Here is a 22,990-nt window from a genome sequence, read left to right as displayed (position 1 = left end):
GCCCCTTTCCTATTCATCAAAGATGGAAACAAGTTCGCCATCCAGGATACGGTTCATATTTTTCACTGCGCAGAAGTTTCCGCACATGGTGCAGGTGTCCTCCTTTTCAGGAGAGGAGGAAGCCCGGTATTCTTTGGCCTTGACAGGATCGATGGCCAGGTCGAACATCTTGTCCCAATCCAGATCTTTTCTCGCCTGGCTCATTTGGTTGTCCCAATCCATAGCCCCGGGGATCCCTTTGGCAATGTCCGCAGAATGGGCGGCGATCCTGGCGGCAATGATTCCTTCTTTCACATCCTCCAGGGTGGGCAGCCGCAGGTGCTCCGCAGGAGTGACGTAACAGAGGAAAGCCGCGCCGCTGGCAGCTGCCAGCGCGCCTCCGATGGCAGAAGTGATGTGGTCATAGCCGGGAGCGACGTCGGTGACAATGGGCCCAAGCACATAGAAGGGCGCGCCATGGCACAATGTTTTTTGGATTTCCATATTGGCCGCGATTTGGTTCAGGGGCATGTGTCCGGGTCCCTCGATCATGATCTGTACATCCTTTTCCCAGGCCCGCAGGGTCAGCTCACCCAAGGCAATCAGCTCCTCGATCTGGCTGGCATCAGTACCGTCTGCCAGGCAGCCGGGCCTGCAGGCATCTCCCAGACTTAGGGTGATGTCGTACTCCCTGCAAATGTCCAAAAGCTCATCAAAACGTTCATAAAAGGGATTCTCCTTGCCGGTCATTTCCATCCAGGCAAAGATGATGGAGCCGCCCCGGGACACGATATTGGTCAGCCTCTTATTGCGCTTGAATTTATGCGCGGTTTCTTTGTTGATGCCGCAGTGAATGGTCAGAAAATCTACGCCGTCTTCTGCGTGCATACGGGCAATATCCAGCCACTCTTCAGTAGTGATCTCAATGAGAGGCTTATGATAATAGACCACGGCATCGTAAATGGGAACCGTTCCAATCATAGCCGGGCACGTTTCCGTCAAGCGGCGGCGGAACTTACGGGTATCCCCATAGGAACTCAGGTCCATGATCGCTTCTGCGCCCATGTCCACCGCGCTCTGTACTTTGGCTAATTCCATGTCCAGGTCGGTCATATCCCGGGATGTTCCCAGATTGACATTAATCTTCGTTTTCAGAGAAGAACCCAATCCGCTGGGAGATATGGCTTTATGGCGCTTGTTGCAGGGGATAATGGCCTTGCCCTCACTCATCAGCTTCATCAGCTGCTCGGCGGGAATGCCCTCCTTTTCAGCGACAATTTCCATTTCTCTGGTGAGAATGCCCTTGCGTGCGGCATCCATTTGCGTCGTGTAATGTTTCATATTAACTTCCTTTCCTTTCAGGGCAAGAAAAAACGGAGAACCCTGACTTTGGTATTCTCCGTAATGAAAACATAATCTTGCTTCTTCCTACGTTGGCATTACCCAAATCAGGTTTGAAGGGTCGAAGTTCGATTACTTCCTCTCAGCCTGCTTATACAAGCTCCCCTGAAATATTTCCTGTATTATATTATAAGAAAGGAGGGCTGTCAATCCATTTGCCGCTGCTTTTTAATTAATAAAAAAGAATTGTGAATCTATTGTGAATTTTCCAAGAAGGGCCTTGACGCAGGTAGCCGTTTTTCATATAATGAAGCTCAACTATTTTGAAGAAAGGAACCACCATGGACGACACCGATAGCAGCGACGCTGACCGATGTTACATTTCTAAAATAATAAAATCATTCATATGAAAAGAAAGGCATAACCTGCGCCTGTTTTACGGCGGTTCAGGCTGTGTCTTTTTGTGTTTCTGCTGATCAACGCCGGACGGCGTATCAGATAAATTATTTTTTATTAATGAAAGGAGTGATATTTCCTTATGGATCATCACAAACAGAAGCCTTGGCACGCGCAAACTATCTGTCAGGTATTTGAAACGTTCGATACTTCACAGGAAGGTCTGAGCGATGCTGAGGCGTTACAGAGATTAAACAAAAACGGGCGCAATGAATTGCGCGCAAATCCCCCGAAAAGCTTTGGTCAGATGCTGAAAGCGCAGATTGTCGATCCGATGATTTTGATTCTCATCGGTGCGGCCATATTTTCTGCGATTCTTGAGCAGTGGACCGAAGCCATCGTCATTTTTTCCATCGTCGTGATCAACGCATTGATTGGTATCGTACAGGAGAAAAAAGCCCAGTCGTCGCTGGAGGCCCTGCGAAACATGAGCTCGCCTACTGCCCGGGTACTGCGCCAGGGCGAGGAAAGTATTGTTCCAGCTGCCGAGCTGGTAACAGGCGATGTGGTTTTTCTCAGCGACGGCGATCTGGTACCGGCTGATATGAGACTGATTGATTCAGCCAATCTCAAGGCCCAGGAAGCCGCCCTCACCGGCGAGTCCCTGTCATCGGAAAAAGATGAGGATGCTGTTCTGCCGGAGGATTGTCCGCTGGGCGATCGCGCCAATATGGTGTATACCTCGGCGATGGTTACCTACGGACGAGGAACCGGAGTAGTCGTGGCTGCGGGAATGGACACGGAAGTGGGCCAGATTGCCCGAATGCTGGAAAATCAGGATGAACTGGATACGCCGCTGAAACAAAAATTGAATAAGGTGGGAAAAACCCTGACCATCATCGGACTGATTGTGTGCGTGCTGATTTTCGCCATCGGTGCCATCTATCACCGGCCCCTGATTCCTCAATTTCTGGTGGCCGTCTCTTTGGCGATCTCAATTATACCGGAAGGCCTGCCTGCTACGGCGACCATTGTAATGGCGCTGGGTGTTCAGAGAATGGCAAAGCAAAACGCATTGGTCCGAAAACTTCCGGCCGTTGAGACGCTGGGAAGCGCAAGTGTGATTTGCAGCGATAAAACGGGGACTTTGACTTTAAATAAAATGACCGTGACACAGATTGCTGCCAACGGCGATTTTGAAACGGGCGCTGCAACGCTGGCGGAGGACGCCGCTGACCAGCATCCAAGGGTTTACAAGGACATCGTCTATGCGGCTGCCCTCTGCAATGACGCCAGCATTGACCCGGACAGGGAAGGCGCCATTATCGGCGATCCGACCGAGGGAGCGTTGATCCATCTGGCTAAGGACTTCGGCATCTGCCATGAAGCGCTGGAGGATCAATACCCGCGGCTATATGAGCAGCCCTTTGACTCTCATCGAAAACGTATGACGACCGTGCATAGGATTGAAGGTCAGACAATCGCATATACAAAAGGAGCGGTGGATGAACTGCTTCCCCTGTGTACGCACATCATGACGGATCAGGGCGTTCGCCCCATGACCCAGGAGGATCGAAGAAAGGTATCTGGACTCTGTTTATCCATGTCGGAGAAAGCTCTACGGGTTCTGGGATTTGCCAAGAAGCCCCTTGATGATGTCCCGGAGCAGGATGACCAAGACTTGGAATTTGATATGATCTTTCTGGGAGCCGTAGGAATGATCGACCCGCCGAGACAGGAAGTCAGGGAATCCGTTCGTACCTGCCGCAGCGCGGGAATCCGAACAATTATGATCACCGGTGACCATAAGGTGACGGCCATGGCCATTGCCAGGGAGCTGGATATTTACCGGAGCGGAGATCTGGTTCTCTCCGGAGAAGAGCTCAATTCCATGACAGATAAAGATCTGGATGAGGCAGTAAAAAACACCTCCGTCTTTGCCCGTGTATCACCTGCAGATAAACTGCGTATCATCCAATCCCTGAAGCGTAACGGGGAAATTGCTGCTATGACTGGCGATGGAGTCAACGATTCTCCGGCTCTGAAAGCGGCCGATATAGGCGTAGCCATGGGAATGACCGGTACCGACGCGGCGAAGGACGCATCGGACATGATCCTTCTGGACGACAGCTTTACTACCATCGCTTATGCCATCAAGGAGGGACGACGCGTATATCGGAATATCCAGAAGGTCATTCAATTTTTGCTGGTAGGAAATATCGCAGAGATTCTGGCGCTTTTCATAGCAACCGTGTTCAACTGGAATTCGCCGCTGCTGGCTCTCCATATCCTTTGGGTAAATCTGGCTACGGCGACCCTTCCGGCTCTAGCTCTGGGCGTGGATCCGGCCAGCAAACATATCATGGAGCACCAGCCGGTGAAATCGGGTACATTGTTTGAAAAGGATCTGGTACGCAGAGTGGTGATTCAGGGAATCTTTGTGGCCGGGATGACGCTGATTGCTTATTGGATCGGCGCAAATAGCGGCGGCCATACGGCCGGCCAGACAATGGCGTTCTGCGTGCTGGCCTTTTCTCAGATGCTGAGGGCCTTTAATCAGCGTTCCAATACCGAGCCTATCTGGGTAAGGGCGGAAGGCCTCAATCCATGGCTGGTCGTTTCTTTCGCTGTATCCTTGGCCTTTATGCTGGCGATTCTCTTTGTTCCGGTATTGCAAAATGCCTTCAAACTCACACTGCTGACCGGGGATCAGTGGCTGGCAGTCGTTGGATTGTCGCTGCTGTCTATTTTACAGGTGGAAGCAGGAAAGGGGATAAAACGTTTGAAAAAAGGTTAAATTCATAAAAAGGGCACATCGCATGCGCGGTGTGCCTTGTTTTGATCCATTTTGTGAAAGGCGCGGGCCCCAGCCCCGCTGCCTTATTTTTCTTCCAAAGACTTTTCCAGCTGTGCAATTTTGCCCTTGGCCTTCACTTCCTCGGACATCTCTGCACATCCTTTTCCCAGTCACGCAGGGTCAGCTCGCCCAAGGCAATCAGTTCCTCGATCTGGCTGGCATCGGCACCGTCTGCCAGGCAGCCGGGTCTGCAGGCATCTCCCAGACTCAGGGTGATGTCGTACTCCCTGCAAATGCCCAAAAGCTCATCAAAACGTTCATAAAAGGGATTCTCCTTGCCGGTCATTTCCATCCAGGCAAAGATGATGGAGCCGCCTCGGGACACGATATTGGTCAGCCTCTTATTGCGTTTGAATTTATGCGCGGTTTCTTTGTTGATGCCGCAGTGAATGGTCAGAAAATCAACGCCGTCCTCTGCGTGCATACGGGCAATATCCAGCCACTCTAACGGAGAATCCTGACTTTGGTATTCTCCGTAATGAAAACATAATCTTGCTTCTTCCTACGTTGGCATTACCCAAATCAGGTTTGAAGGGTCGAAGTTCGATTACTTCCTCTCAGCCTGCTTATACAAGCTCCCCTGAAATATTGTCTGTATTATAATACAGACAATATGCGCATGCCAATCCGTTTGTCTGTTTACTGTAAAATTTTATATTGACAAGATTGGACGCATTATGACGGATAGTTCATCCATTATACACGAATCGATCCCATTTATGAGATGATTTCCGTGTGGGCTCTGCCTCCTTTTACTAAAAATGCAGCGATGAAAACTAAAATAAGAGTTGCCGCAGACATTGCCAAAAAGGTCATATTTAGTCCATGTATAGCGGCATTTTCTCCATAGCGATCGATCGAATGATTGGTTACCATGGTCATTATTCCTACAAAAACAGCAGTTCCGATGGCTCCGGAAATTGTCCGCAAAGAGTTTACTAATGCTGTCCCGTGGGCTGTCAGCTCCGGCTGAATACCGCTGATCCCCCAAGTAACCAGAGGCATCATCAAACAGCCGATTGCGGCGCATCGCATCATATTATAAAAAGATGCGATCCAAATAGACATTTCCTTTGTAATAAAGAACATCCCAATATTGCTGAGCAGCATACAAAACGCTCCTGCCACAAATAACTTTTTCATGCCGATCCGGTCATAAATGATGCCGGCAAAAGGACTGATCGCAGCCATTACTAGAGAACCGGGCAGAGTTACTAGGCCGGAGGTCGTCACGGAATAACCCATAATCGACTGCACATAAAGGGGAATAATAATCGATGATCCCATCATTACCAGATAGAGCAACATACTTCCCAATACACTTAAGGCATATTGTTTCTGTTTTAAAATCCTCAGCTCTAAAAAAGGCTCTTTTATATGAAGCTGCCGGTAAACAAAAAAGGCTGCGGAAATGATCCCAATGACCAGCGGCATGTAGGTTTGCGCGGCTGTAGGGCTGCGGCTGCCTATATTGCCAATCCCCAGAGTAATGCCTCCAAAAGCCAAAGCGCTGAGAACAAAGGAGAATCCATCAAATTTTCGCTTCATAGTAGCAAGAACATTATCAAAAACGCCGATTGCAAAAATCAGAGAGATCAGCATAATACCGATTGAGATGTAAAAGATCATTCTCCATCCGAAAGAATCAACTAAAATTCCCGCCAACGTAGGTGAAATTACTGGTGCGGCACCGATCGACAGGCCATATAAGCCCATGATAGTACCCCTTTTCTCCGGCGGATAAATGGTCAGAAGGATTACCTGTGACATAGACAGAAGTATCCCGTTTCCGCAGGCTTGGAGGACCCTCCCCAACATCATAATAGGAAACCAGCGGGCAATCACACAACAAGTCAAACCGGCAATAAAGAATAGTATCCCCAGTAAATACAGTCTTTTCGTCGGAAATCTGGTAATCAGAAAGGCTGTCAAAGGCATCATAATTCCCATAGCCAAGGAGTATCCGCTTGTCAGCCACTGGCCTGTAGTTACACTGATGTGAAAGTCGGCCATAATCGGAGGAAGGGCGGTTGTTAGGGCCGTAGCAAGCATAGAAGAGGCAATGCATGTTATTAAAATATCCACAAAAATCAGCGTGCGTTTTTTGTTTGTAAGGATTGTATGATTACTCATGACCATTCCCTCGGTTATAATAGTCTTGCAATTTCAGCAGAATTTTATAAAATTGATTTTTTTCTTCCTCAGACAGAACCGTTAACATGCTGTTTAGCGACTCTTCTCGTTTTTTGCGATAGTACGCTATTTGTTTGTTACCGGATTCAGTCAATGAAATGAGAAAGCTCCGTTTATCTTCCTGAGAGGGTATTCGGGCGATATACCCTTTTTTTTCCAATTTGGAGAGCAGTTCACTTAAGGAAGCGGGTCGGATTTTTAAAGCATCCGACAGCTTCTTTTGATTGATTGTTCCAATATAATCTAAAAGCAGCATGCAGCGCCATTGTCCAATATAGTAACGATGGTCATTGTCAGTAATATGTTTGCTTAGTTTTGCCACATAAAAAAAGAGCTCGATAATTTCCTTATCATTTGGTTTCAAAAATAATCCCTCGTTTCTTGTTTCGACTTACAATCCATTTAATTAGGTACCTAACTATTATAATAACAAAGCACTGCTTTTGTCAAACAAAATTTGTTTTTTGAGTGCATTAAAAAGCTGCCTGGCGGATCCGGTCAATCGGACGAGGCAGCTTTTGCTATCGTATAGAAAATATCGAATACTTGGCATTTCCAATACTTCGAAAGACTTCACCTTGTGAAGATGAGCGTGAAGCACGTATAACGTTTGTGAGGGAACCGCTTTATTTTTCTTCCAAAGACTTTTCCAGCTGTGCCATTTTGCCCTTGGCCAAATCTTCAGGAATAAAGACCTGGCCGCACTGAGGGCACCGCAGCACCTTGTGACGGAACTTTTTATCCAGATAAGTAAACTGGGTATCGATTTCCGCAAGGCCGCATTTGCATTTATTGCAGATCAGTGTCTTGTTTGATGCCATTCCAGACCGCCTCCAATTCTATCTTTGTTCTGTGCGCGTACGCGTTGACCAGCTCGAACCGGCCGTCCGCCTCATTGAGCACTTTGTACTCCACCCAATAGGTCATATAGCCGATCACGCAGTAGCCGGACAAGGTACCGGTTTCTTCGTTGAAAATGGTCCGGTTATGACGCTGGCAGAAATCGATGGTGTGGAGGACCTGCTCTTCCAGGATCCGTTCCTGATCCAGTTTGGCCTTCACTTCCTCGGACATCTCCACCGTAATCGGGTACTCGGTTTGTTTGATTTCCATTTCTTCCTCCCAGAAAAATTCCAAAAGTGTCTTTTTGAGGACCCTTCTGTTTTCCTGACGCTCGGTCACCGTCGGCAGATGCTGCTGACCGTCGCCTTCGCCAAAGAGCAGCTCCAGAATATGATGGGCCGGTTTGCCCTGCTTGAGGAAAATATCCCGGCAGTTGATACAATAGGTGATGTAAGGCGTCTTGCTTTCAGCAATTCGCTTTTTGGCTACAAAATCCGCATACTCCGGATTGGCGATGGCTCCGTGGCCGCCATAGCCGCAGCAAGTGTAGTATTGATTGTTGTCCGGCAAAGGCTCCAGCGTTACGCCGATGTCTTGGGCCAGATCCCGTACAGACTGGCGGACATCTGCTTCGCCGCGGGCGGAGCAGGGATCAAAGACGCAAAAGGTTTGTTCGCAGCAGCCGCCGCTGATCTCCCATTCCTGCAAAATCTCAAACAGAGAAATGACCGGTATTTCCGGAAGATATTCTTTAAAATGCTTCAGGCAGGTCATACAGCCCATAATCATGGTCGGCTCTCCCAGACTTCGCCACTGGTCTCTGATTTCCTCAAGGCCCAGGTCGAATTTGGCCCGGTCGCCGGCCCAAAGCTGGGGAACTCCGCAGCAGCGGAGGAACATGGCCGTATCCGGATGCTGGTTGAGCAGAGAATCGTAAATTTTAACGATCAGCTCCGGCTCCGACGCGCCCAGCTGACAACCGGGGAATAGGGCATACCCGCATTTGCTGCTGCCTTTGGGTGGACGGACCAGACTGGATTCTTCGCTGTCAGCCTGCGCCATATCCCGAAGCCAGAAATCGTGGTAAGGCCAGGGCATTTTTCCCTGATTGTGCATTTTCTGCCGCCCGGCCAGGAAAAGGCCGTCCAGATCGATATCCTCCGGACAGATTTCTTTACAGATTCCACATTGATTGCACATGGACATGAGCCTCCTGGCGGGAGTGGCCTTCAGTTCGCTCTTCCCCTCCAGAGTGGTGGCAATGATTTCATCCTTGACACGAACCGGCCCCTTACTGGAAAATTCCAACAGATCGCAGTGGTCTTTGCAGGCCCGGCACTGACATTCCACGCAGCGCGCTGCTTCCTCCATGGCCTCTTCCTTTGTATAATGACCATCGGCTGCAGCCACAGCCTCCGATGTGCCTTCAATTTGAACCAGCCCCTGGCACATGCGGGTCCGCTTACTTTCCCTGGGGTAGTACAGGCTGCCGGTTTTTAGGTAATTGTCAATGACCGTTCCCATAGCCAGGCCGCCGGACAGAGCGTGGAGGGGAGAATCGCCGATCAATTCGCCGCCTGCAAAATATCCGGTTCCGCCCTGCTCCATACAGAAGGGGTCGCCGGAAGCACTGCGGGCATTCAATAGTCCAAAATCTGGGCCGTTTTTTCCAGTGGCGATAAAAACAGCGTCGAAGTTTCCGTCCTTCAGATCACTAAGATCCTGGATCTCTGTGTTGAAATGTATGTCATAGTCCTGATGAGCCAGTTGCTCGTTGAAATCCTTCATGAAAATTTTCGGATCCATGGTATTGTGCAGATGACCGCCAATGCGGCCGCTCTTTTCAAAGACCTCCAGCGTATACTTCTTCGTAGAAAGGCGAAGAAGCGCTGCCATTCCCGCAAGTCCGGCGCCGACGATGGCGACCCGCTCTTTTTTCATCGGGATGTTATAGTCGGTAGCCGAGGTGTCTTTTGCAAATTCTATGGCTGCCTTTTCCAGAAGCGACAGCTCAATGGCGCCCCCGCAGTCTTTCCGCGGGCAGGCTTTTTTACAGGGTTCATCGCAAAGAGCATTGGCGATCCGGGGAAAGCCGGTGGCGTTGCGATAGACCTTAAAGGCAGCTTTAAAAGCGCCCCGCCGTGTTTTTTCTATAAAATTTAGAATATCCATATCAAAGGGGCAGTCGCCCACGCAATAAGGAATTTCTTTTTCCATACAGTCTTCAAAGTTTTTAAGATATCTCTTCATAAGTATCATCTCTCCATACAAGTATCGGCTTAAGGTTACCCCTAAGCCGATAAGATTGTATCATTGTTTTGCTGTTTTTATCAAGTGGTTTAGTCTGGAATATTGGTGATGGACTCGTAATCTTCCTTCTTATCCTCTGGGAACATGTCTTCGAACAGGTCAACCATCGGATTGTTCTTGATGTATTCCATTTCTTCGTAGAAATCCGAGCCCAGGAAGTATTTCTTAGGAGGCAGAACCTCTTCGCCCTTGGCGATCTTGTCGAGACCTTCCTTGATCTTTTCCGGGTAAGCCGGGATTTCGTAAATTCTTACGCCGCAAGCATTGTCGATGGCGTTTATAACAGCCATGTGTCCAGCGGACTGGAATGCTTCGGATGCGCCGGAGGAACCAAACGGGTTGGTATTTCTCGGCGTACAGTGATGGATCAGGTTGAAGTTGTCCGGGATATCCTTGATAGTCGGGATCCCTGCGCCGGCGATGTTGCTGTGCTTCTTGACATCTTCATAATTTTCCGTCAGAGCGAAGCCTATGCAGTGGGACAATCCGCCGTAAGCCTGACCGTTAACCGCAGCAATGTTTCCGATAACGCCAACGTCGTCTACACACCAGTAACCGATACAAGTAGCCTTGCCTGTCTTGGTGTCAACTTCAACTTCTGCCATATGCAGAGCATAGGTAAAGGCAGGAGTCGGATTTCCTACGCCTGTATTCGGATCCAGATATTTCAGCGTCATATCTTCCGGATTCTGGTACTGCGTTTCATATTTGGTCGGAATGCCTTCCGCAACCATTTCATCATAGGTTCTGTAAGTGCCGTCCGGCTTTCTCATAGCGTTCATCAGTTCATCAGCAGCCATGACAACGGCTTTACTGTTCATGTAATGCTGTCTTGATGATGCGGTAGCACCGGAGTCAGGACAGAATTTGGAGTCATTCTGAATCAGCACGATGTCGTCAGGGGTTACACCCAGAGGCTTGAGAGCTTCCAAAGTGGTAACCAGAGCGCCTACATCGCCGCCCTGTCCCTGATCCTGCCAGGTGTCGTATTTGGCAAATTTGCCGTTGGGCAGTAATTCCAGAGCAACGGTACACTGGTCGAAGATACCTTCTGTTACGTTGTATCCGCCCCATGCGATACCTACGCCTCTCTTCTTTTCAGGAGTAGATTCTTTGGCAACTCTTTCTTTTACTTCCTCATAAATCGGTTTTAAGATATCCATCATCTTTTCCATCGGGTATTCACGGAAAGGATACTGGTTGATGTTGGTATCTCCAGGTCTTGCGATGTTCTTATATCTGAATTCGAACGGATCCATGCCAATCTTCTTAGCCATCATATCAACCAGCGCCTCGGATGCTGTGTATGCCTGTGGTGATCCGTAGCCTCTGTACGCAGTTCCGTAGTTGTGGTTGGTGCAGGCAACTCTTGTCAGTCCCAGACAGTTGGGAATGTTGTATGGGAAGAACATGAACTTGGCCGGTCTTGTGATCAAGTCGTCGCCCAGTTCGTTGTAGGAACCGTGGTCCATACCGCAATCCCATTCTGCTCCGACGATCTTGCCGTCCTTGTCGCAGGCCAATCTTCCGTTGGTGTAGGACGGAGCGCGCTTTCCGGACAGAGCCATGAACTCAGGATAAGTAATGGATAATGCTACCGGCATATCGTCGCATGCCATGCAGGCAATCGCTGCCATCGCATATGTAGCTGCCGCGATACCCCAGCCGAAGGTAGCGCCTGTCGGGTTTTCGATGACTCTGATCTTCTCTGCAGGAAGGCCGGTCGCCTCTGCGATATCACCGATGTTGGAGTAAATCTGCATCGCTTTGCAATGAACGGTCAGCAGGCCGTCATCGCCCCAGTAAGCCTGTACTGTATCGCCTTCGATCGGCATATGGGGCTCTCTGGATGAATAGAAGGAACCTTCTACTACATAAGGCGCCTCGTCGATCAGTTCCGGCGTATCGTGTCCTGCGCCCTTAACGTTGGGCTGTTCGGACCATACGTTGGGATGATCGTCATGTATTCTCATGGCATCCGGCATAGCTGCTTCCAGATAAGTCTTGTATTCAGGCAGCTGTTCCCAATCGATGGTAACTTTCTTTGCCGCTTCCTGGGCATGAGCCTTTGTATCGGCTACAACCAGAGCTACAACATCACCGTAGTTAAAGATCTTGTCTTCAACAAGGATTGGGTGGGACTGGCCGGTAGCCAGAGTTCTCGGTGTGAACGGCATGAATCCAAGTCTGTTGGGGCCTTTGATATCGGCCGCTGTAACAACCTTGTAAACGCCGGGCATTTTTTCTGCTTCTTCTTTATGTATAGCTTTCAGTTTTGCGTGGAAGGCGACTTTCGGCTGTACCAGTACGGCATGCAGCGTGTTCTCCGGCATCTTCAGTTCAATGTCGTCGCCGTAATCAGCAAGTCCGCATACCTTTGCCAGAGCAGCGGGACGAACCAGCGGCTGGCCGTAATATTCTTTGTTCTCCGGAAGTTTTACCATAATGTCTTCCAGAGCGCATTCGCCTCTCATAACCTTTGCAGCGTTCATGACAGCATCTACGATCTGCTTATAGCCTGTGCAGCGGCAGATGTTTCTGTTTTTCTGGAACCAGTCTCTTACCTCTTCTCTGGTCGGATCAGGGTTAGCCTGAAGCAGCGCGTAGGCCGATACAATGAATCCTGGAGTACAGAATCCGCATTGTACGGCTCCGGCATGCATAAATGCTACCTGAATCGGATGGAGATATCTGGGAGCTCCAATTCCTTCAATCGTTACTACTTCGCTGTACTCTTCGACCTTAGCGATCTTTTTCGTACAGGAACGAACTAGTTTGCCGTCCAGCATTACGGTACAAGAACCGCATACGCCGGATCCGCAGCCAACTTTTGTACCTGTGAGCCCTAAACGTCTGACAACATCAGCCAGAGTATCCTTTTCAGGATCACAGATGAACATTCGATCGGCACCATTGATGTTTAACGTCATTTTTCTCAATTTCATAATAATTTGCCTCCAATTAATTTTTCAATTGAACATACTTTAACGTTTCACATCCAATAACAAAGGCCTTTTCGTGCGTTTCGAAATGGTACACGAACCTTTCCAAACGCGGGAGGCTCATATGTTTCCACATAAACCCAACGTTTCCGCCTCCATAGCATTTTTTCAAAAGCCGTAGGAGCTCGGAAATCGGATTGTGTATTGAATTGTTACTACGGTTTTCATTTTATCAGTTCGTTCAGGGGCCTGTCAACCGCGGAAACCCTGATTTCAGTACAATCTTGCGGTCAAGCCCAGTACTAAGTAGCTATTATTTGAATTGTCTTAAATTTGTAAAAAATTTGTTACAATTTGCCGTAAAAACGGCCTCTTTTCGATCCGGCGGCGAACCTCCCCGGCGGCCTTACGGCCCGGTCCTGCAAAACATTTTCGGTCGCCCCTTGCCCATTTTGGGAATTTATAATAGAATGAAAAACAGATACTTTGTCCCCCCAACCGGTTTGGGGGAGAGTAGGAACAGGAGAAGAAACATGAAACGATTATCGGAAGTTCAAAGCATATGCCCAGTCTGTGAAAAGCCGATCAAAGCTTTTTATACAGAGCGGGAGGGCAAAGTATTCTTTGAAAAAACATGTGAAGAACATGGCGAATTTCGCGCACTGGTTTCAAACCGCACAGATGATTATCTGGATTGGATCAAAAATCCGGTTGTCAATATTCCGCCCAAAACGGCGATGACCAAGGGCAGCGGGCAGGATGAATGCCCCCTTCACTGCGGCACCTGCGAAAACCATTTGCAGACCGCCTGCTGCGTGCTGATCGATATTACCAAGCGGTGCAATCAGCATTGTCCCTTCTGCTTTGCAAGGGCGGAAATGGATTCGGAGGAACCGGGCGATCCCAGCTTAAAAGAACTGGAAGCAAAATTCGATCTGCTGGTGGAGCTGGGGGAAGAACGGCCTTTCAACATTCAGCTGTCAGGAGGGGAGCCCACTGTCCGCGACGATCTGCCCCAGATCATCCGCATGGCCAGGTCCAAAGGATTTGAATACATACAGATTAACAGCAACGGCAGGCGAATCGCCCGCGAGGCCGGGTATGCCGCGGCGCTCAAAGAGGCGGGAGCATCGGTGATTTTCATGCAGTTTGATGGAACCACCGATGAGATTTACATGCAGATGCGGGGAGAGCCTTTATTTAAAGAAAAGAAACAAGCCATCGAAAACTGCAGGAAAGCCGGTCTGCCGGTGACGCTGGTACCGACGGTCGCCAGAAACGTCAACTTGGACAACATCGGGGCAATGATGGAGTTTCTGCTGGAGAACATAGCCGTTGTCAAAGGGATCCATTTCCAACCGGTGAGCTTTTTCGGCAGGCATCCCGACCCGGACCATGAAAACCGGGTGACCATGTTCGATGTGCTCCATGAAATTGAAAACCAGTGTCCGGGCTTTCATTATGAGGATTTCTGTCCCATCGCCACCGGCCATACCCTGTGCTGCTTTTACAGTACTTATTTAAAGGAAAAAGACGGTATAACATGTATGGTCAGCAAAAAGGAAAAAGAGGCGGGCATCAGCTGCTGCGATACACAGCAGGACTCCTGCTGCTGCGAGCCGGATCCTCTGGAAATCATAAAAAAGGACCGGGACTTTGTGCTCAACAAATGGGACTTGCCCCAGGAGCAGGAAACAAGCGAGGTAGACTGCTGCTCCTGCTGCGATCCGGCCGATACGGCCGCGGCCGGAGAGGAACCCTGCTGTCAGGCGGAGCAGGAGGAAGAGATCATGGATTTGGATCAGTTCCTTACCTATTATAAGCAGAACACCTTTACGGTGACCGGCATGGCCTTCCAGGACAGCACCAACCTGGATGCAGAGCGATTGAAGCGGTGCCGGGTGCAGGTGCTTTCCGCGGACAACCGGCTGGTGCCTTTCTGCGGATATAACAGTATTTATCGAAAATCTTAGTTTTAAGGAGAAGAAAATGAGTTTAGTAAGACCAGGTAAATTTGAGATTACGGACAAGGCTATGGAGCTTTGCCAGCTTGACAAAGGAGCCAAGGTGCTGGATGTGGGCTGCGGAGACGGAACAGCGGCCGAGTACCTGCAGGACAAATACGGGTACCAGGTGACGGGGATCGATCTTAATCTGGCAAAGATCAGCGAAGGAAAAGAGCGAAACGGCAAACTGGATCTGCGCATGGGCGACGGAGAGTTCTTGGACGAATTCCCATCCTATTCTTTTGACTGCGTGATGATGGAATGCACATTGTCCCTGATCAACCTGCCGGATGAAGCGCTCCATGAAGCCTACTGCGTTCTTAAAAAGGGAGGAAAGCTGTTTATCAGCGATCTATATATGAAGAATCCCGATCCCAAGCAGGTACAGGCCATCAAGATCGAAGCCGAGCGCCAGGCAAAGATTCCCCATAAAGAGGAGGACTGCGGCGAAGGACAGATGCGTTTTGTGGACTTCCGCTTTGAAGGGGCCTTTATCAAAGAGCCCATGATCGCATATCTGGAGGAAGTGGGATATCAAGTAGTCGCTTTTGAGGACCGCTCGGATGATTTGGATACATACGTGGCGGAAACGATCCTGCAGGAGGGATCGCTGGATAATTGCGTCACCTGCGCAAAAGGGAAGAAGGGGATCGGATACTTCATGCTGGTAGCGGAAAAACCGGCAAAATAAGAAAGTTGGGGAGGAAAGAGGATGAATCAGGAGATTTTGGATCTGAAATTAAAGGGGTATTGCTGCAGTCAGATGATTATGGAAATGGGTCTGCGCAGGATGGAGAAGGAAAACCAGGATCTGGTGGCGGCCATGGCCGGTCTGTGCGACGGCATGTGGTCCGGCAGAGTCTGCGGTATTTTGTCCGCGGCAATCTGCCTGCTGTATCTGGCTGATCCCAAAGAAGCCAGCCAGGGCCTGACAGCAGAGCTGACGGAATGGTTTGAGGATGCCTTCGGCTTTACGGACTGTCACGATCTAATGGAGGACAATCCTCTGAATAAAGTGGAAAAATGCCCGATGATGCTGGAAGCCACGTTCCAGAAGGTGGAAGAACTGTTGGAGTGGGACTAGTGGAGCGGTATTTGGATATTTGGACAGCCCGCAAATTGGGGGTAAATACTCTCACGAGGGATGCCATAGAGAACTATCAGCTGGAAAAAATAAAAGAAACCATCAATTGGGCTGCGAAGAACAGCCCTTTTTATGGTGAACTGTATCGCGGGGTTACCGTAGAAACCTGGGAGGACTTCCGGCGCCTTCCTTTCACTTCGCCTGCGGATGTGTATGAGCGGGGCATGGATATGGTTTGCGTGGCGCAAAGCCAGATCAGCAGAATCGTTACCATGGACACCAGCGGAACAACGGGGCGGCCAAAGCGGATTTATTTTACTGAGGAAGATCAGGAGCTGACCACCGATTTTTTTCATAATGGCATGCAGCTGATGGTGGATTCCTCCGATACGGTGATGATCCTGATGCCCTGCCGCAGGCCGGGATCAATCGGCGATCTGCTGAAAAAAGGGCTGGAGCGGTTTCATGTGCGGGTGATCCCCTACGGACTTCCGGATGGCTCGGACGATAATCTCATATTGGCGATGATGGAGCAGGAGCAGGTGACCTGCGCGGTGGCCCTGCCGACTCAGCTTGCCGCGCTGGCAGAAAAAGCCGGGGGCCGCAGGATCCCCATGGGAACAGTACTCCTGTCTGCGGAATATGTATCCCCGGAGAGCCGGAGAATCATTGAAAAGGCCTGGGGATGCCGCATCTTTGAACATTATGGGATGACGGAAATGGGTCTGGGATGCGCAGTCAGCTGCCCGCAGCTTTGCGGCTGCCACATTCGAGAATCGGATTTGTATCTGGAGATCATTGACCCTGTGACCGGACAAGTGGTGCCAGATGGGGAAGAAGGCGAAGTGGTTTTTACCACCCTCACCAGGAAGGGAATGCCCTTCATCCGTTATCGAACCGGCGATTGGAGCAGCTTTTTGACCCAGCCCTGCGGCTGCGGCAGCGTGCTCAAGCGGATCAGCCGGGTCGGCGACCGGGGCGTCAGGAAGGGAGCGTGGAAAGTTAATGAGCGGTAAGACGAAACGAATCCTATTCTGCATTTTTGTCTTTGCGGCCGGCTGTCTGGCAGGGGTCCTTTCCAAGTATCTGGATACGGTTCCCGGAGACGGAACGCCTGTCCATGATTTGATGGAGACGGCCGGACAGCTGTTGTCCGAACTGCCCTTCTGGGTGTTCGCCGGGTGCGTCATCGCCTATTACAGCAGAACAGCCAATGCGGCGGCCATACATACTTTGTTGTTTTTTGCAGGGCTGCTCATCAGCTACTACATCTATACGGCAATCTTGTTCGGCGTGCTGCCGGCAGAGCAGGTGATTCGCTGGGCAGTCTTTGCCGGCTGTTCGGCGCTGGCCGGGTATACGGTCTGGTATGCGGGCAAAAAGGGGTGGCCTCCGGCGCTTTGCGCGGCAATCCCCATCGGCTATCTGATTACAGAAGGTTATCCGGTTTTTTACACCTACGATTTCAAAGATATGGCGGCGCTGGTCATGGCGGCGGCTCTGTATGTGATGATGCCCAGATCAAAGGATCAGAAACTGCGGGTGCTGCCGCTGACCGGCCTGGTGGTGCTGATCATTATCCGTTTTGACCTGGTGGCATGGCTCTTCGGCGGATTATAACGCGATAAGGAGGAAAAGGACATGAATACGGAAAACTGCTTGATCTGCGGGAAACCGCTCCGCTATCTGAAAGACCAGAAAGAGATGACCTGCGCCATCTGCGGCAATGTTTTTTGGAGCAACGCCCAGTGTGAAGAGGGACATTTTGTCTGCGACAGCTGTCACCAGGAAAAGGGCCTGGAGACCATTCTTAGCACATGCCTGAAAACAGAGTCGAAAAAACCCATTCAAATTGCTCAGGCGATCATGGAGGACCCATATATCTACATGCATGGGCCAGAGCACCACATTCTGGTGGGAGCATCCCTCTTAGCCGCCTATCGCAATGCCGGCGGCAAAATCGACCTGAAAAGCTGTTTGGAAGAAATGATTAAAAGAGGGAGCCAGGTACCGGGAGGCTTTTGCGGCCTTTGGGGATGCTGCGGCGCTGCGGTAAGCTGCGGCATTTACGCCAGTATTGTAACAGAAGCGACCCCTTTAAGCGATAAAGCATGGTCCTTATCACAAAGACTCACAGCCCTGGCCCTGGAAAATATCGCAGCTTATGACGGCCCCAGGTGCTGTAAAAGGGATTCTTTTTTGAGCATCCTTTCTGCCATTGAATTTACAAGACGTCATCTGAATGTGGAGATGGAGGGCAGCGGCGACGCGATTGCCTGTATGTTTTCGCCCCGCAATGAGCAGTGCATTGGAGGCCGATGCCCGTTCCTGGGAACTGAGCGTTGAAAAAGGAAAAGCCCTGTGATAAACTGGGGACATAATTGAGAAACGAACGTAAGGAGGACAACATGTCGGACAAGATCATATATTTTGCAAGAGATTTATTGGAAAAGGGCGAGGATTTTGTAATTGCCAAAGTGGTGGACACACATGGCTCCACGCCCAGGAAAAAGGGTGCCTGGCTGCTGATGAAGCAGGACGGAACAACTGCTGGAACCGTGGGCGGCGGCAGACTGGAAGCGGAGACGGAAAAGCTGTGCAAAGAGACCTTCAAGACCAGGGAGAAGAGCAAGCTTCACCATTTCAAGCTGAACACGGAGGAGAGGGATGCTCTGGATATGGGCTGCGGCGGCGATGCGGACGTGCTGATCGAATATATCGATGCTTCCCATCCGGAGGAGTTTGTGGAAGAGTTTCATTTGGAAACCACCGCCTATATTTTCGGAGCCGGACACGTTGGGCTGGCGCTGGAACCGGTGCTGCGCTACATCAACTTTAAAACGGTGGCCATCGATGACCGGGAAGAATACGCCAACCGGGAGCGTTTCCCCCAGGCGGCCGATGTGAAGGTAATCCAGGATTTCAAGCATGCCTTCGAAGACATCGAGACGGACGAGGACAGCTATATTATCATCGTTACCCGGGGACATATGGGCGATTACGATGTTTTGAAGGATGCGCTGAAGCAGAAGAGCGCTTACGTTGGCATGATCGGCAGCAGAAAGAAGAACTCCATGCTCTTTGACATGCTTCGTAAGGAAGGTTATTCGGAGGACGATATCGCCAGAGTCCATGCGCCCATCGGCCTTTCGATCCAGGCGGAGACTCCAGAGGAGATCGCCATCAGTATTGCTGCGGAAATGATTCAGGTAAGGGCGAACAATGACTGATAAACGGTTTGGCGCCTTGATTTTGGCAGCAGGTTTTTCGTCAAGAATGGGCAAGTTTAAACCTTTATTGTCATTAGGCGATGAATTAGTGATTGAAAGGGTTCTAAAGGTGTCAAAGTCTGTCGGAATCAAAGATATCGTGGTGGTGACCGGGTATAAGAAAGAGGCTTTGGTGCCGATCATCCGCCGGCAGGGCGCCCGCGAGGCTTTTAACCCGGATTTTGAGAAGGGGATGTTCACTTCCATCCAGGCGGGGGCGGCGGCAATGCCTTCTGACCTGGATGGTTTTTTCATCATGCCGGTGGATTGTCCTCTGATGACCGGCGCTGTTTTGGAAGGGCTTATAGGCCAGTTTGAGGAGGATCGGTTCTGCGTTCCCTGCTATCGGGGCAAGAAGGGCCACCCGCTGCTGGTCCCCATTACCTATCGGGAGGAAATTATCTGCCACGATGGAACAAATGGGCTGAAGGCCATCACGGACCGGGATCCGGAAAAGATGAAGCGGATTGAAGTCGATGATGAGGGCGTGGTCATGGATATGGACACGCCCCAGGCCTATGAGGAGATCAAGGCATATCTTTCCCGGGGATGCCGGTCGGAAAGCCTGACAGCGCTGGCTGCGGGCAGGCGGTTTTTCCTCATCCGGCACGGGCAGATCCGCCAGCATAAAGAGAAGATCTTCTTAGGTCAGACCGATGTTCCTTTGAGCGGGGAAGGCAGGCAGCAGGCAGCTGCTGCTGCGGAAAAGCTGGCATCCATCCCGCTCCAGACGGATCGGATTTATGCCAGCGATTTGCTGCGGGCATCGGAAAGCGCGCAGATCATTGCACAGCATATCGGAGAAAAGAAGCTGATTATGGAGCCGGGCCTTCGGGAAATGAACCTGGGTCCTTGGGACGGGAAATTCATCAGCCAGATCAAGCAGGAGTACCCTGAGGAATACCAAAGGCGGGGCAGGGATCTCATGACCTATAAAATGGGCAATGGCAGCGAGAACTTTTTTGATCTCCAATATCGGGTGGTGAAAACGTTGATCAAAATCCTGAAAGAGGATCAAAACAGAGATTTAATTCTGGTGGCCCACAGCGGTGTGCTGCGGGCTGTCAGCAATAACTTGCGGGGAAAGGATATCGCGGAACCCTGGGATAAATTGGGCAACGGTCAGATGGAAACCATCGACCGGATTTGATCGGTTGAATCAGGAGGAATTGAGCCATGAGAACGGATTTGGATAAACGGAAGCGGGCAAGGAGAAAAAAGGTGCTGGCTGTGATCAGCTGCCTGATGGCCGTGGTGCTGGTGATCAACGGATGGTTTATCATACGGACCCTTGTGGGAAAGGGCGGCGCTTCTGATTCCACTCAGTCTCAACCTGCGGAAAGGACTCCTCTCAAATCCATCGAAGCGGATGTTTTCAGCGATCAGATGATTGTTATGGATCTGACCCACAACAAGGTCCTCTTTAAAAAAGCGGCCGATGAAAAGACCCGCCCCGCTTCTTTGGCCAAAATGATGACGGCCCTGGTGGTCATTGAGCATACGGAGGACTTTGATGAACGCTTAAAAATACCCCATGACATCTATACCTATTTGAACGGTTCCGGGATCGCGGTGGCAGGGTTTGAGGACGGCGAGCGGCTTACAGTGGAGGACTTGCTCTACGGCATGCTGTTCAACTCGGGAGCGGAGTGCTGCCTGACCCTGGCGCGGCATACGGCCGGTTCCGAAGCTGCATTTGTGAAGATGATGAACGAAAAGGCCTCTGAGCTGGGAATGAAAAACACCACCTTCGGCAACTGCATCGGGCTGGACAATCCGGCCTGCTATACCACGGCCCGCGACTGGATGAGGCTGACAAGGTATGCTTTGAAAAATGAACACTTCCGCCAAATCTTTACCAGCTATACCTATGAGATCAAGCCGACCAATAAGTGCGATGAGACGCGGACCATTCGCAACGCGGCTGTCCGCCGTTTTGGAAATGACCGGGCCGGTGTTTTCGGCGGCAAGCTGGGAAATACGACGCAGGCCCAGCTCTGCCTGGCATCCATCGCAAAGATCGACGGATGGGAATACGTCTGCATCTCCATGCATGCTCAGAGAACGGAAGAACACTATAATCCCCATGTGGATGATGCGCGAACTGTGTATAAACAAATAGCGGAAAAGCTGAAGGAACAGGAATAAGAAAAAAAGTTGAAGATGTTTGAAAAAAACTCTTTCATTTTTTTCTCAAACGTGTATAATAGATAAGGCAGGGCGAGGCATAGCTCAGCTTGGTAGAGCGTTGCGTTCGGGACGCAAAGGCCACAGGTTCGAATCCTGCTGCCTCGACCAAAAATGGACCGTTGAGAGATCAACGGTCTTTTCTATTTGTTAGAGCCTTGACGTAAATTTGACGTAAAACTGGATAAATCGTCTGCAATTTGATTTCCACGGTGTCTGTCTGCATATAGGCAAGGGAAGATGTATGCGTGTGACGGAGGTGGTGACGACAAGATTCGACAATTTATCACAAAAATTTATTATATAAAAATGTTTTACAATGTATTGATATTGTTGATACAAGAAGATATACTATAAGATATAAGCAAGGCTTTAAGGAGGTGAGCATAATGGCTAAGACGGCTAATATCAACATTCGTATTGATCCAGAAACAAAAGCCGGAGCGGAAAAACTTTTTGCCAGTTTTGGTATAACGGTTACTGATGCAATTAATATCTTTTTACGCAAATCTATCATGGAAGGCGGATTGCCTTTTGAAATGAAGCAGCCCCGGTATAATGCCGAGACAGAGGCCGCCATGCAGGAAGCAAGAGATATTATGAATGGTAATGTTTCCACAAAAACCTATTCCTCTGCCCGTGAGCTGTTTACAGAGCTTGACACAGAAATGGGCGATGAATGATGTTACAATTAAAAACAACCGGACAATTTCGGAAAGATTATAAGCGAGTAAAAAAGAGAGGATATGATATGAATCTGCTGGAAGATGTAATCCAAACACTTTTAGAAGAAAAGTTACTTGCAGAGAAGTACCGTGATCATTCCCTAACTGGAAACTATACAGGATTCCGTGAGTGTCATATTTTACCGGATTGGCTGCTCATTTATGCAATAAAGCAAGACAAACTGGTTTTAACAGCTTCACGCACTGGAACACATTCCGACTTGTTTGGTAGGTAAATTATATAAAAATCCAAATAAAGTCCACCATCATTTAGTGAAGGTGGACTTTATTAAATAAGCTGAAATTTTTGTCGTAGCCTTGACATAAGGGTGCCGGAAACCGTGCAAAGTAATATAGGGCAAACCATTTTCCTTTGGAATCAGCGCTAATACAAACTTTTAAATACCATATGTTTTTCCTCTCTCATTGTTCCTGCTCACCTTTTCTTTGTTTTTAGTGGATTTGGTGCAAAAGTGCGTAATCCGTCTATGTGTTCAAATAACTCTGGCTTTATATCAACCCACATTGGATCCAATACGAAATCTATCCCTTCTCTTCGTGCGAGTTTAGCAGCAGGGACAAAATCGCTATCACCAGATATTAAAACAATTTTATCCACCTGTTTTTTATAGGCAAGAGAAGCTATATCGATACCGATTTTCATATCAACGCCTTTTTGCTTAACGTCGAGGGTAAAGTGTTTTTCCTCTAAATCAGTTAACTGCAAAGTGCCGTGGCAAATCTTTTTAACAGCATCAGGGCGTAACGTATAACATGCTTGTGCATCTGCAAGTGACCCAAGACGTAGAGCCACTTTCCGTCGTCCTTTTAAGGCATCTACAATATGTAATCAACTCA

At 49.6% G+C, this 22,990-nt stretch carries 19 protein-coding genes, 1 tRNA gene, 1 pseudogene and 3 riboswitches; of the genes and pseudogenes, 13 read left to right on the top strand and 8 right to left on the bottom strand.

Annotated features, from left to right (window positions below):
• Nucleotides 1-9 precede the first annotated feature (9 nt).
• Nucleotides 10-1,320: a phosphomethylpyrimidine synthase ThiC gene (gene thiC, locus NIA71_RS12190; RefSeq protein ID WP_148398459.1), complete on the bottom strand. Its 1,311-nt coding sequence runs from the start codon at nt 1,318-1,320 to the stop codon at nt 10-12.
• A 67-nt stretch (nt 1,321-1,387) separates the two neighbouring features.
• Nucleotides 1,388-1,497, bottom strand: a riboswitch (TPP riboswitch).
• A gap of 361 nt (nt 1,498-1,858) precedes the next feature.
• Here thiC and NIA71_RS12185 point away from each other — a divergent pair.
• Nucleotides 1,859-4,513: a cation-translocating P-type ATPase gene (locus NIA71_RS12185; protein ID WP_253020521.1), complete on the top strand. Its 2,655-nt coding sequence runs from the start codon at nt 1,859-1,861 to the stop codon at nt 4,511-4,513.
• A gap of 151 nt (nt 4,514-4,664) precedes the next feature.
• Here the strand turns inward: NIA71_RS12185 and NIA71_RS12180 are convergent.
• The 6 genes and pseudogenes from NIA71_RS12180 to NIA71_RS12155 all read right to left on the bottom strand — a co-directional run.
• A pseudogene (locus NIA71_RS12180) lies at nt 4,665-5,018 on the bottom strand (phosphomethylpyrimidine synthase ThiC); the annotation flags it as partial.
• A gap of 37 nt (nt 5,019-5,055) precedes the next feature.
• Nucleotides 5,056-5,165, bottom strand: a riboswitch (TPP riboswitch).
• Between the two features lie 125 nt (nt 5,166-5,290).
• Nucleotides 5,291-6,706, bottom strand: a complete 1,416-nt coding sequence (locus NIA71_RS12175; RefSeq protein WP_148398461.1) for an MDR family MFS transporter — start codon at nt 6,704-6,706, stop codon at nt 5,291-5,293.
• Nucleotides 6,699-7,130, bottom strand: coding sequence for a MarR family winged helix-turn-helix transcriptional regulator (locus NIA71_RS12170; RefSeq protein ID WP_253020520.1), 432 nt, complete (start codon nt 7,128-7,130; stop codon nt 6,699-6,701). The genes NIA71_RS12175 and NIA71_RS12170 overlap by 8 nt, the downstream gene beginning before the upstream one ends.
• Before the next feature lie 262 nt (nt 7,131-7,392).
• Nucleotides 7,393-7,587, bottom strand: a complete 195-nt coding sequence (locus tag NIA71_RS12165) for a DVU_1557 family redox protein (protein ID WP_148398463.1) — start codon at nt 7,585-7,587, stop codon at nt 7,393-7,395.
• Nucleotides 7,556-9,859, bottom strand: a complete 2,304-nt coding sequence (locus NIA71_RS12160) for a pyridine nucleotide-disulfide oxidoreductase/dicluster-binding protein (protein ID WP_253020519.1) — start codon at nt 9,857-9,859, stop codon at nt 7,556-7,558. Before NIA71_RS12160 ends, NIA71_RS12165 begins: the two co-directional genes overlap by 32 nt.
• Nucleotides 9,860-9,948: 89 nt before the next feature.
• Nucleotides 9,949-12,864, bottom strand: a complete 2,916-nt coding sequence (locus NIA71_RS12155) for a molybdopterin-dependent oxidoreductase (RefSeq protein WP_253020518.1) — start codon at nt 12,862-12,864, stop codon at nt 9,949-9,951.
• Nucleotides 12,865-12,943: 79 nt separating this feature from the next.
• A riboswitch (molybdenum cofactor riboswitch) is annotated at nt 12,944-13,071 on the bottom strand.
• Between the two features lie 323 nt (nt 13,072-13,394).
• On the opposite strand from NIA71_RS12155, the gene NIA71_RS12150 reads away from it, so the two are divergent.
• The 12 genes from NIA71_RS12150 to NIA71_RS12095 all read left to right on the top strand — a co-directional run bounded on the left by NIA71_RS12150 (nt 13,395) and on the right by NIA71_RS12095 (nt 22,368).
• The gene (locus tag NIA71_RS12150; RefSeq protein ID WP_148398469.1) at nt 13,395-14,834 is read left to right on the top strand and encodes a radical SAM protein; all 1,440 of its coding nucleotides are present in this window, start codon (nt 13,395-13,397) and stop codon (nt 14,832-14,834) included.
• A gap of 16 nt (nt 14,835-14,850) precedes the next feature.
• Nucleotides 14,851-15,558 (top strand): DVU_1556 family methyltransferase, encoded by a 708-nt coding sequence (trsM, locus tag NIA71_RS12145; protein WP_148398471.1) that lies wholly within the window; start codon nt 14,851-14,853, stop codon nt 15,556-15,558.
• A gap of 21 nt (nt 15,559-15,579) precedes the next feature.
• A complete protein-coding gene (locus NIA71_RS12140; RefSeq protein ID WP_148398473.1) occupies nt 15,580-15,951 on the top strand; it encodes a C-GCAxxG-C-C family protein in 372 nt (123 codons plus the stop codon).
• An 11-nt stretch (nt 15,952-15,962) separates the two neighbouring features.
• Nucleotides 15,963-16,967, top strand: a complete 1,005-nt coding sequence (locus NIA71_RS12135) for a DVU_1553 family AMP-dependent CoA ligase (RefSeq protein WP_253020517.1) — start codon at nt 15,963-15,965, stop codon at nt 16,965-16,967.
• The gene (locus NIA71_RS12130; RefSeq protein WP_148398477.1) at nt 16,957-17,571 is read left to right on the top strand and encodes a hypothetical protein; all 615 of its coding nucleotides are present in this window, start codon (nt 16,957-16,959) and stop codon (nt 17,569-17,571) included. The genes NIA71_RS12135 and NIA71_RS12130 overlap by 11 nt, the downstream gene beginning before the upstream one ends.
• A gap of 21 nt (nt 17,572-17,592) precedes the next feature.
• A complete protein-coding gene (locus NIA71_RS12125; RefSeq protein ID WP_148398479.1) occupies nt 17,593-18,297 on the top strand; it encodes a DUF5714 domain-containing protein in 705 nt (234 codons plus the stop codon).
• 62 nt (nt 18,298-18,359) lie between these two features.
• On the top strand, nt 18,360-19,181 hold the full coding sequence (locus NIA71_RS12120; RefSeq protein ID WP_148398481.1) for an XdhC family protein: 822 nt from the start codon (nt 18,360-18,362) through the stop codon (nt 19,179-19,181).
• Nucleotides 19,174-20,370: a histidine phosphatase family protein gene (locus NIA71_RS12115; RefSeq protein WP_148398482.1), complete on the top strand. Its 1,197-nt coding sequence runs from the start codon at nt 19,174-19,176 to the stop codon at nt 20,368-20,370. The genes NIA71_RS12120 and NIA71_RS12115 overlap by 8 nt, the downstream gene beginning before the upstream one ends.
• Before the next feature lie 26 nt (nt 20,371-20,396).
• Nucleotides 20,397-21,368 carry a D-alanyl-D-alanine carboxypeptidase family protein gene (locus tag NIA71_RS12110; RefSeq protein ID WP_253020516.1) on the top strand — a complete coding sequence of 324 codons (972 nt, stop codon included), beginning with the start codon at nt 20,397-20,399 and terminating at the stop codon, nt 21,366-21,368.
• Nucleotides 21,369-21,441: 73 nt separating this feature from the next.
• Nucleotides 21,442-21,518, top strand: a tRNA-Pro gene (locus NIA71_RS12105).
• 278 nt (nt 21,519-21,796) lie between these two features.
• The gene (locus NIA71_RS12100) at nt 21,797-22,090 is read left to right on the top strand and encodes a type II toxin-antitoxin system RelB/DinJ family antitoxin (protein WP_148398486.1); all 294 of its coding nucleotides are present in this window, start codon (nt 21,797-21,799) and stop codon (nt 22,088-22,090) included.
• Nucleotides 22,090-22,368, top strand: a complete 279-nt coding sequence (locus NIA71_RS12095) for a type II toxin-antitoxin system YafQ family toxin (RefSeq protein ID WP_148398559.1) — start codon at nt 22,090-22,092, stop codon at nt 22,366-22,368. Before NIA71_RS12100 ends, NIA71_RS12095 begins: the two co-directional genes overlap by 1 nt.
• Nucleotides 22,369-22,568: 200 nt before the next feature.
• Here NIA71_RS12095 and NIA71_RS20095 read toward each other — a convergent pair whose 3' ends face one another.
• A complete protein-coding gene (locus NIA71_RS20095) occupies nt 22,569-22,946 on the bottom strand; it encodes an NYN domain-containing protein (RefSeq protein ID WP_253020515.1) in 378 nt (125 codons plus the stop codon).
• Nucleotides 22,947-22,990 lie beyond the last annotated feature (44 nt).

The sequence above is a fragment of the Ihubacter massiliensis genome, from assembly GCF_024125305.1.
In the GTDB taxonomy this organism is placed as follows: Bacteria; Bacillota; Clostridia; order Peptostreptococcales; family Anaerovoracaceae; genus Hominibacterium; species Hominibacterium faecale.
Note: the sequence above shows the minus strand (reverse complement) of the source record. Positions and strands in the feature narration are given on the sequence as shown.

Bases quoted from the DNA above. Each gene is read 5' to 3' on its own strand.
- thiC (WP_148398459.1), bottom strand. From the start codon at position 1,320: ATGAAACATTACACGACGCAAATGGATGCCGCACGCAAGGGCATTCTC.
- NIA71_RS12185 (WP_253020521.1), top strand. From the start codon at position 1,859: ATGGATCATCACAAACAGAAGCCTTGGCACGCGCAAACTATCTGTCAG.
- NIA71_RS12175 (WP_148398461.1), bottom strand. From the start codon at position 6,706: ATGAGTAATCATACAATCCTTACAAACAAAAAACGCACGCTGATTTTT.
- NIA71_RS12165 (WP_148398463.1), bottom strand. From the start codon at position 7,587: ATGGCATCAAACAAGACACTGATCTGCAATAAATGCAAATGCGGCCTT.
- NIA71_RS12160 (WP_253020519.1), bottom strand. From the start codon at position 9,859: ATGAAGAGATATCTTAAAAACTTTGAAGACTGTATGGAAAAAGAAATT.
- NIA71_RS12155 (WP_253020518.1), bottom strand. From the start codon at position 12,864: ATGAAATTGAGAAAAATGACGTTAAACATCAATGGTGCCGATCGAATG.
- NIA71_RS12150 (WP_148398469.1), top strand. From the start codon at position 13,395: ATGAAACGATTATCGGAAGTTCAAAGCATATGCCCAGTCTGTGAAAAG.
- trsM (WP_148398471.1), top strand. From the start codon at position 14,851: ATGAGTTTAGTAAGACCAGGTAAATTTGAGATTACGGACAAGGCTATG.
- NIA71_RS12140 (WP_148398473.1), top strand. From the start codon at position 15,580: ATGAATCAGGAGATTTTGGATCTGAAATTAAAGGGGTATTGCTGCAGT.
- NIA71_RS12130 (WP_148398477.1), top strand. From the start codon at position 16,957: ATGAGCGGTAAGACGAAACGAATCCTATTCTGCATTTTTGTCTTTGCG.
- NIA71_RS12125 (WP_148398479.1), top strand. From the start codon at position 17,593: ATGAATACGGAAAACTGCTTGATCTGCGGGAAACCGCTCCGCTATCTG.
- NIA71_RS12120 (WP_148398481.1), top strand. From the start codon at position 18,360: ATGTCGGACAAGATCATATATTTTGCAAGAGATTTATTGGAAAAGGGC.
- NIA71_RS12115 (WP_148398482.1), top strand. From the start codon at position 19,174: ATGACTGATAAACGGTTTGGCGCCTTGATTTTGGCAGCAGGTTTTTCG.
- NIA71_RS12110 (WP_253020516.1), top strand. From the start codon at position 20,397: ATGAGAACGGATTTGGATAAACGGAAGCGGGCAAGGAGAAAAAAGGTG.
- NIA71_RS12100 (WP_148398486.1), top strand. From the start codon at position 21,797: ATGGCTAAGACGGCTAATATCAACATTCGTATTGATCCAGAAACAAAA.
- NIA71_RS12095 (WP_148398559.1), top strand. From the start codon at position 22,090: ATGTTACAATTAAAAACAACCGGACAATTTCGGAAAGATTATAAGCGA.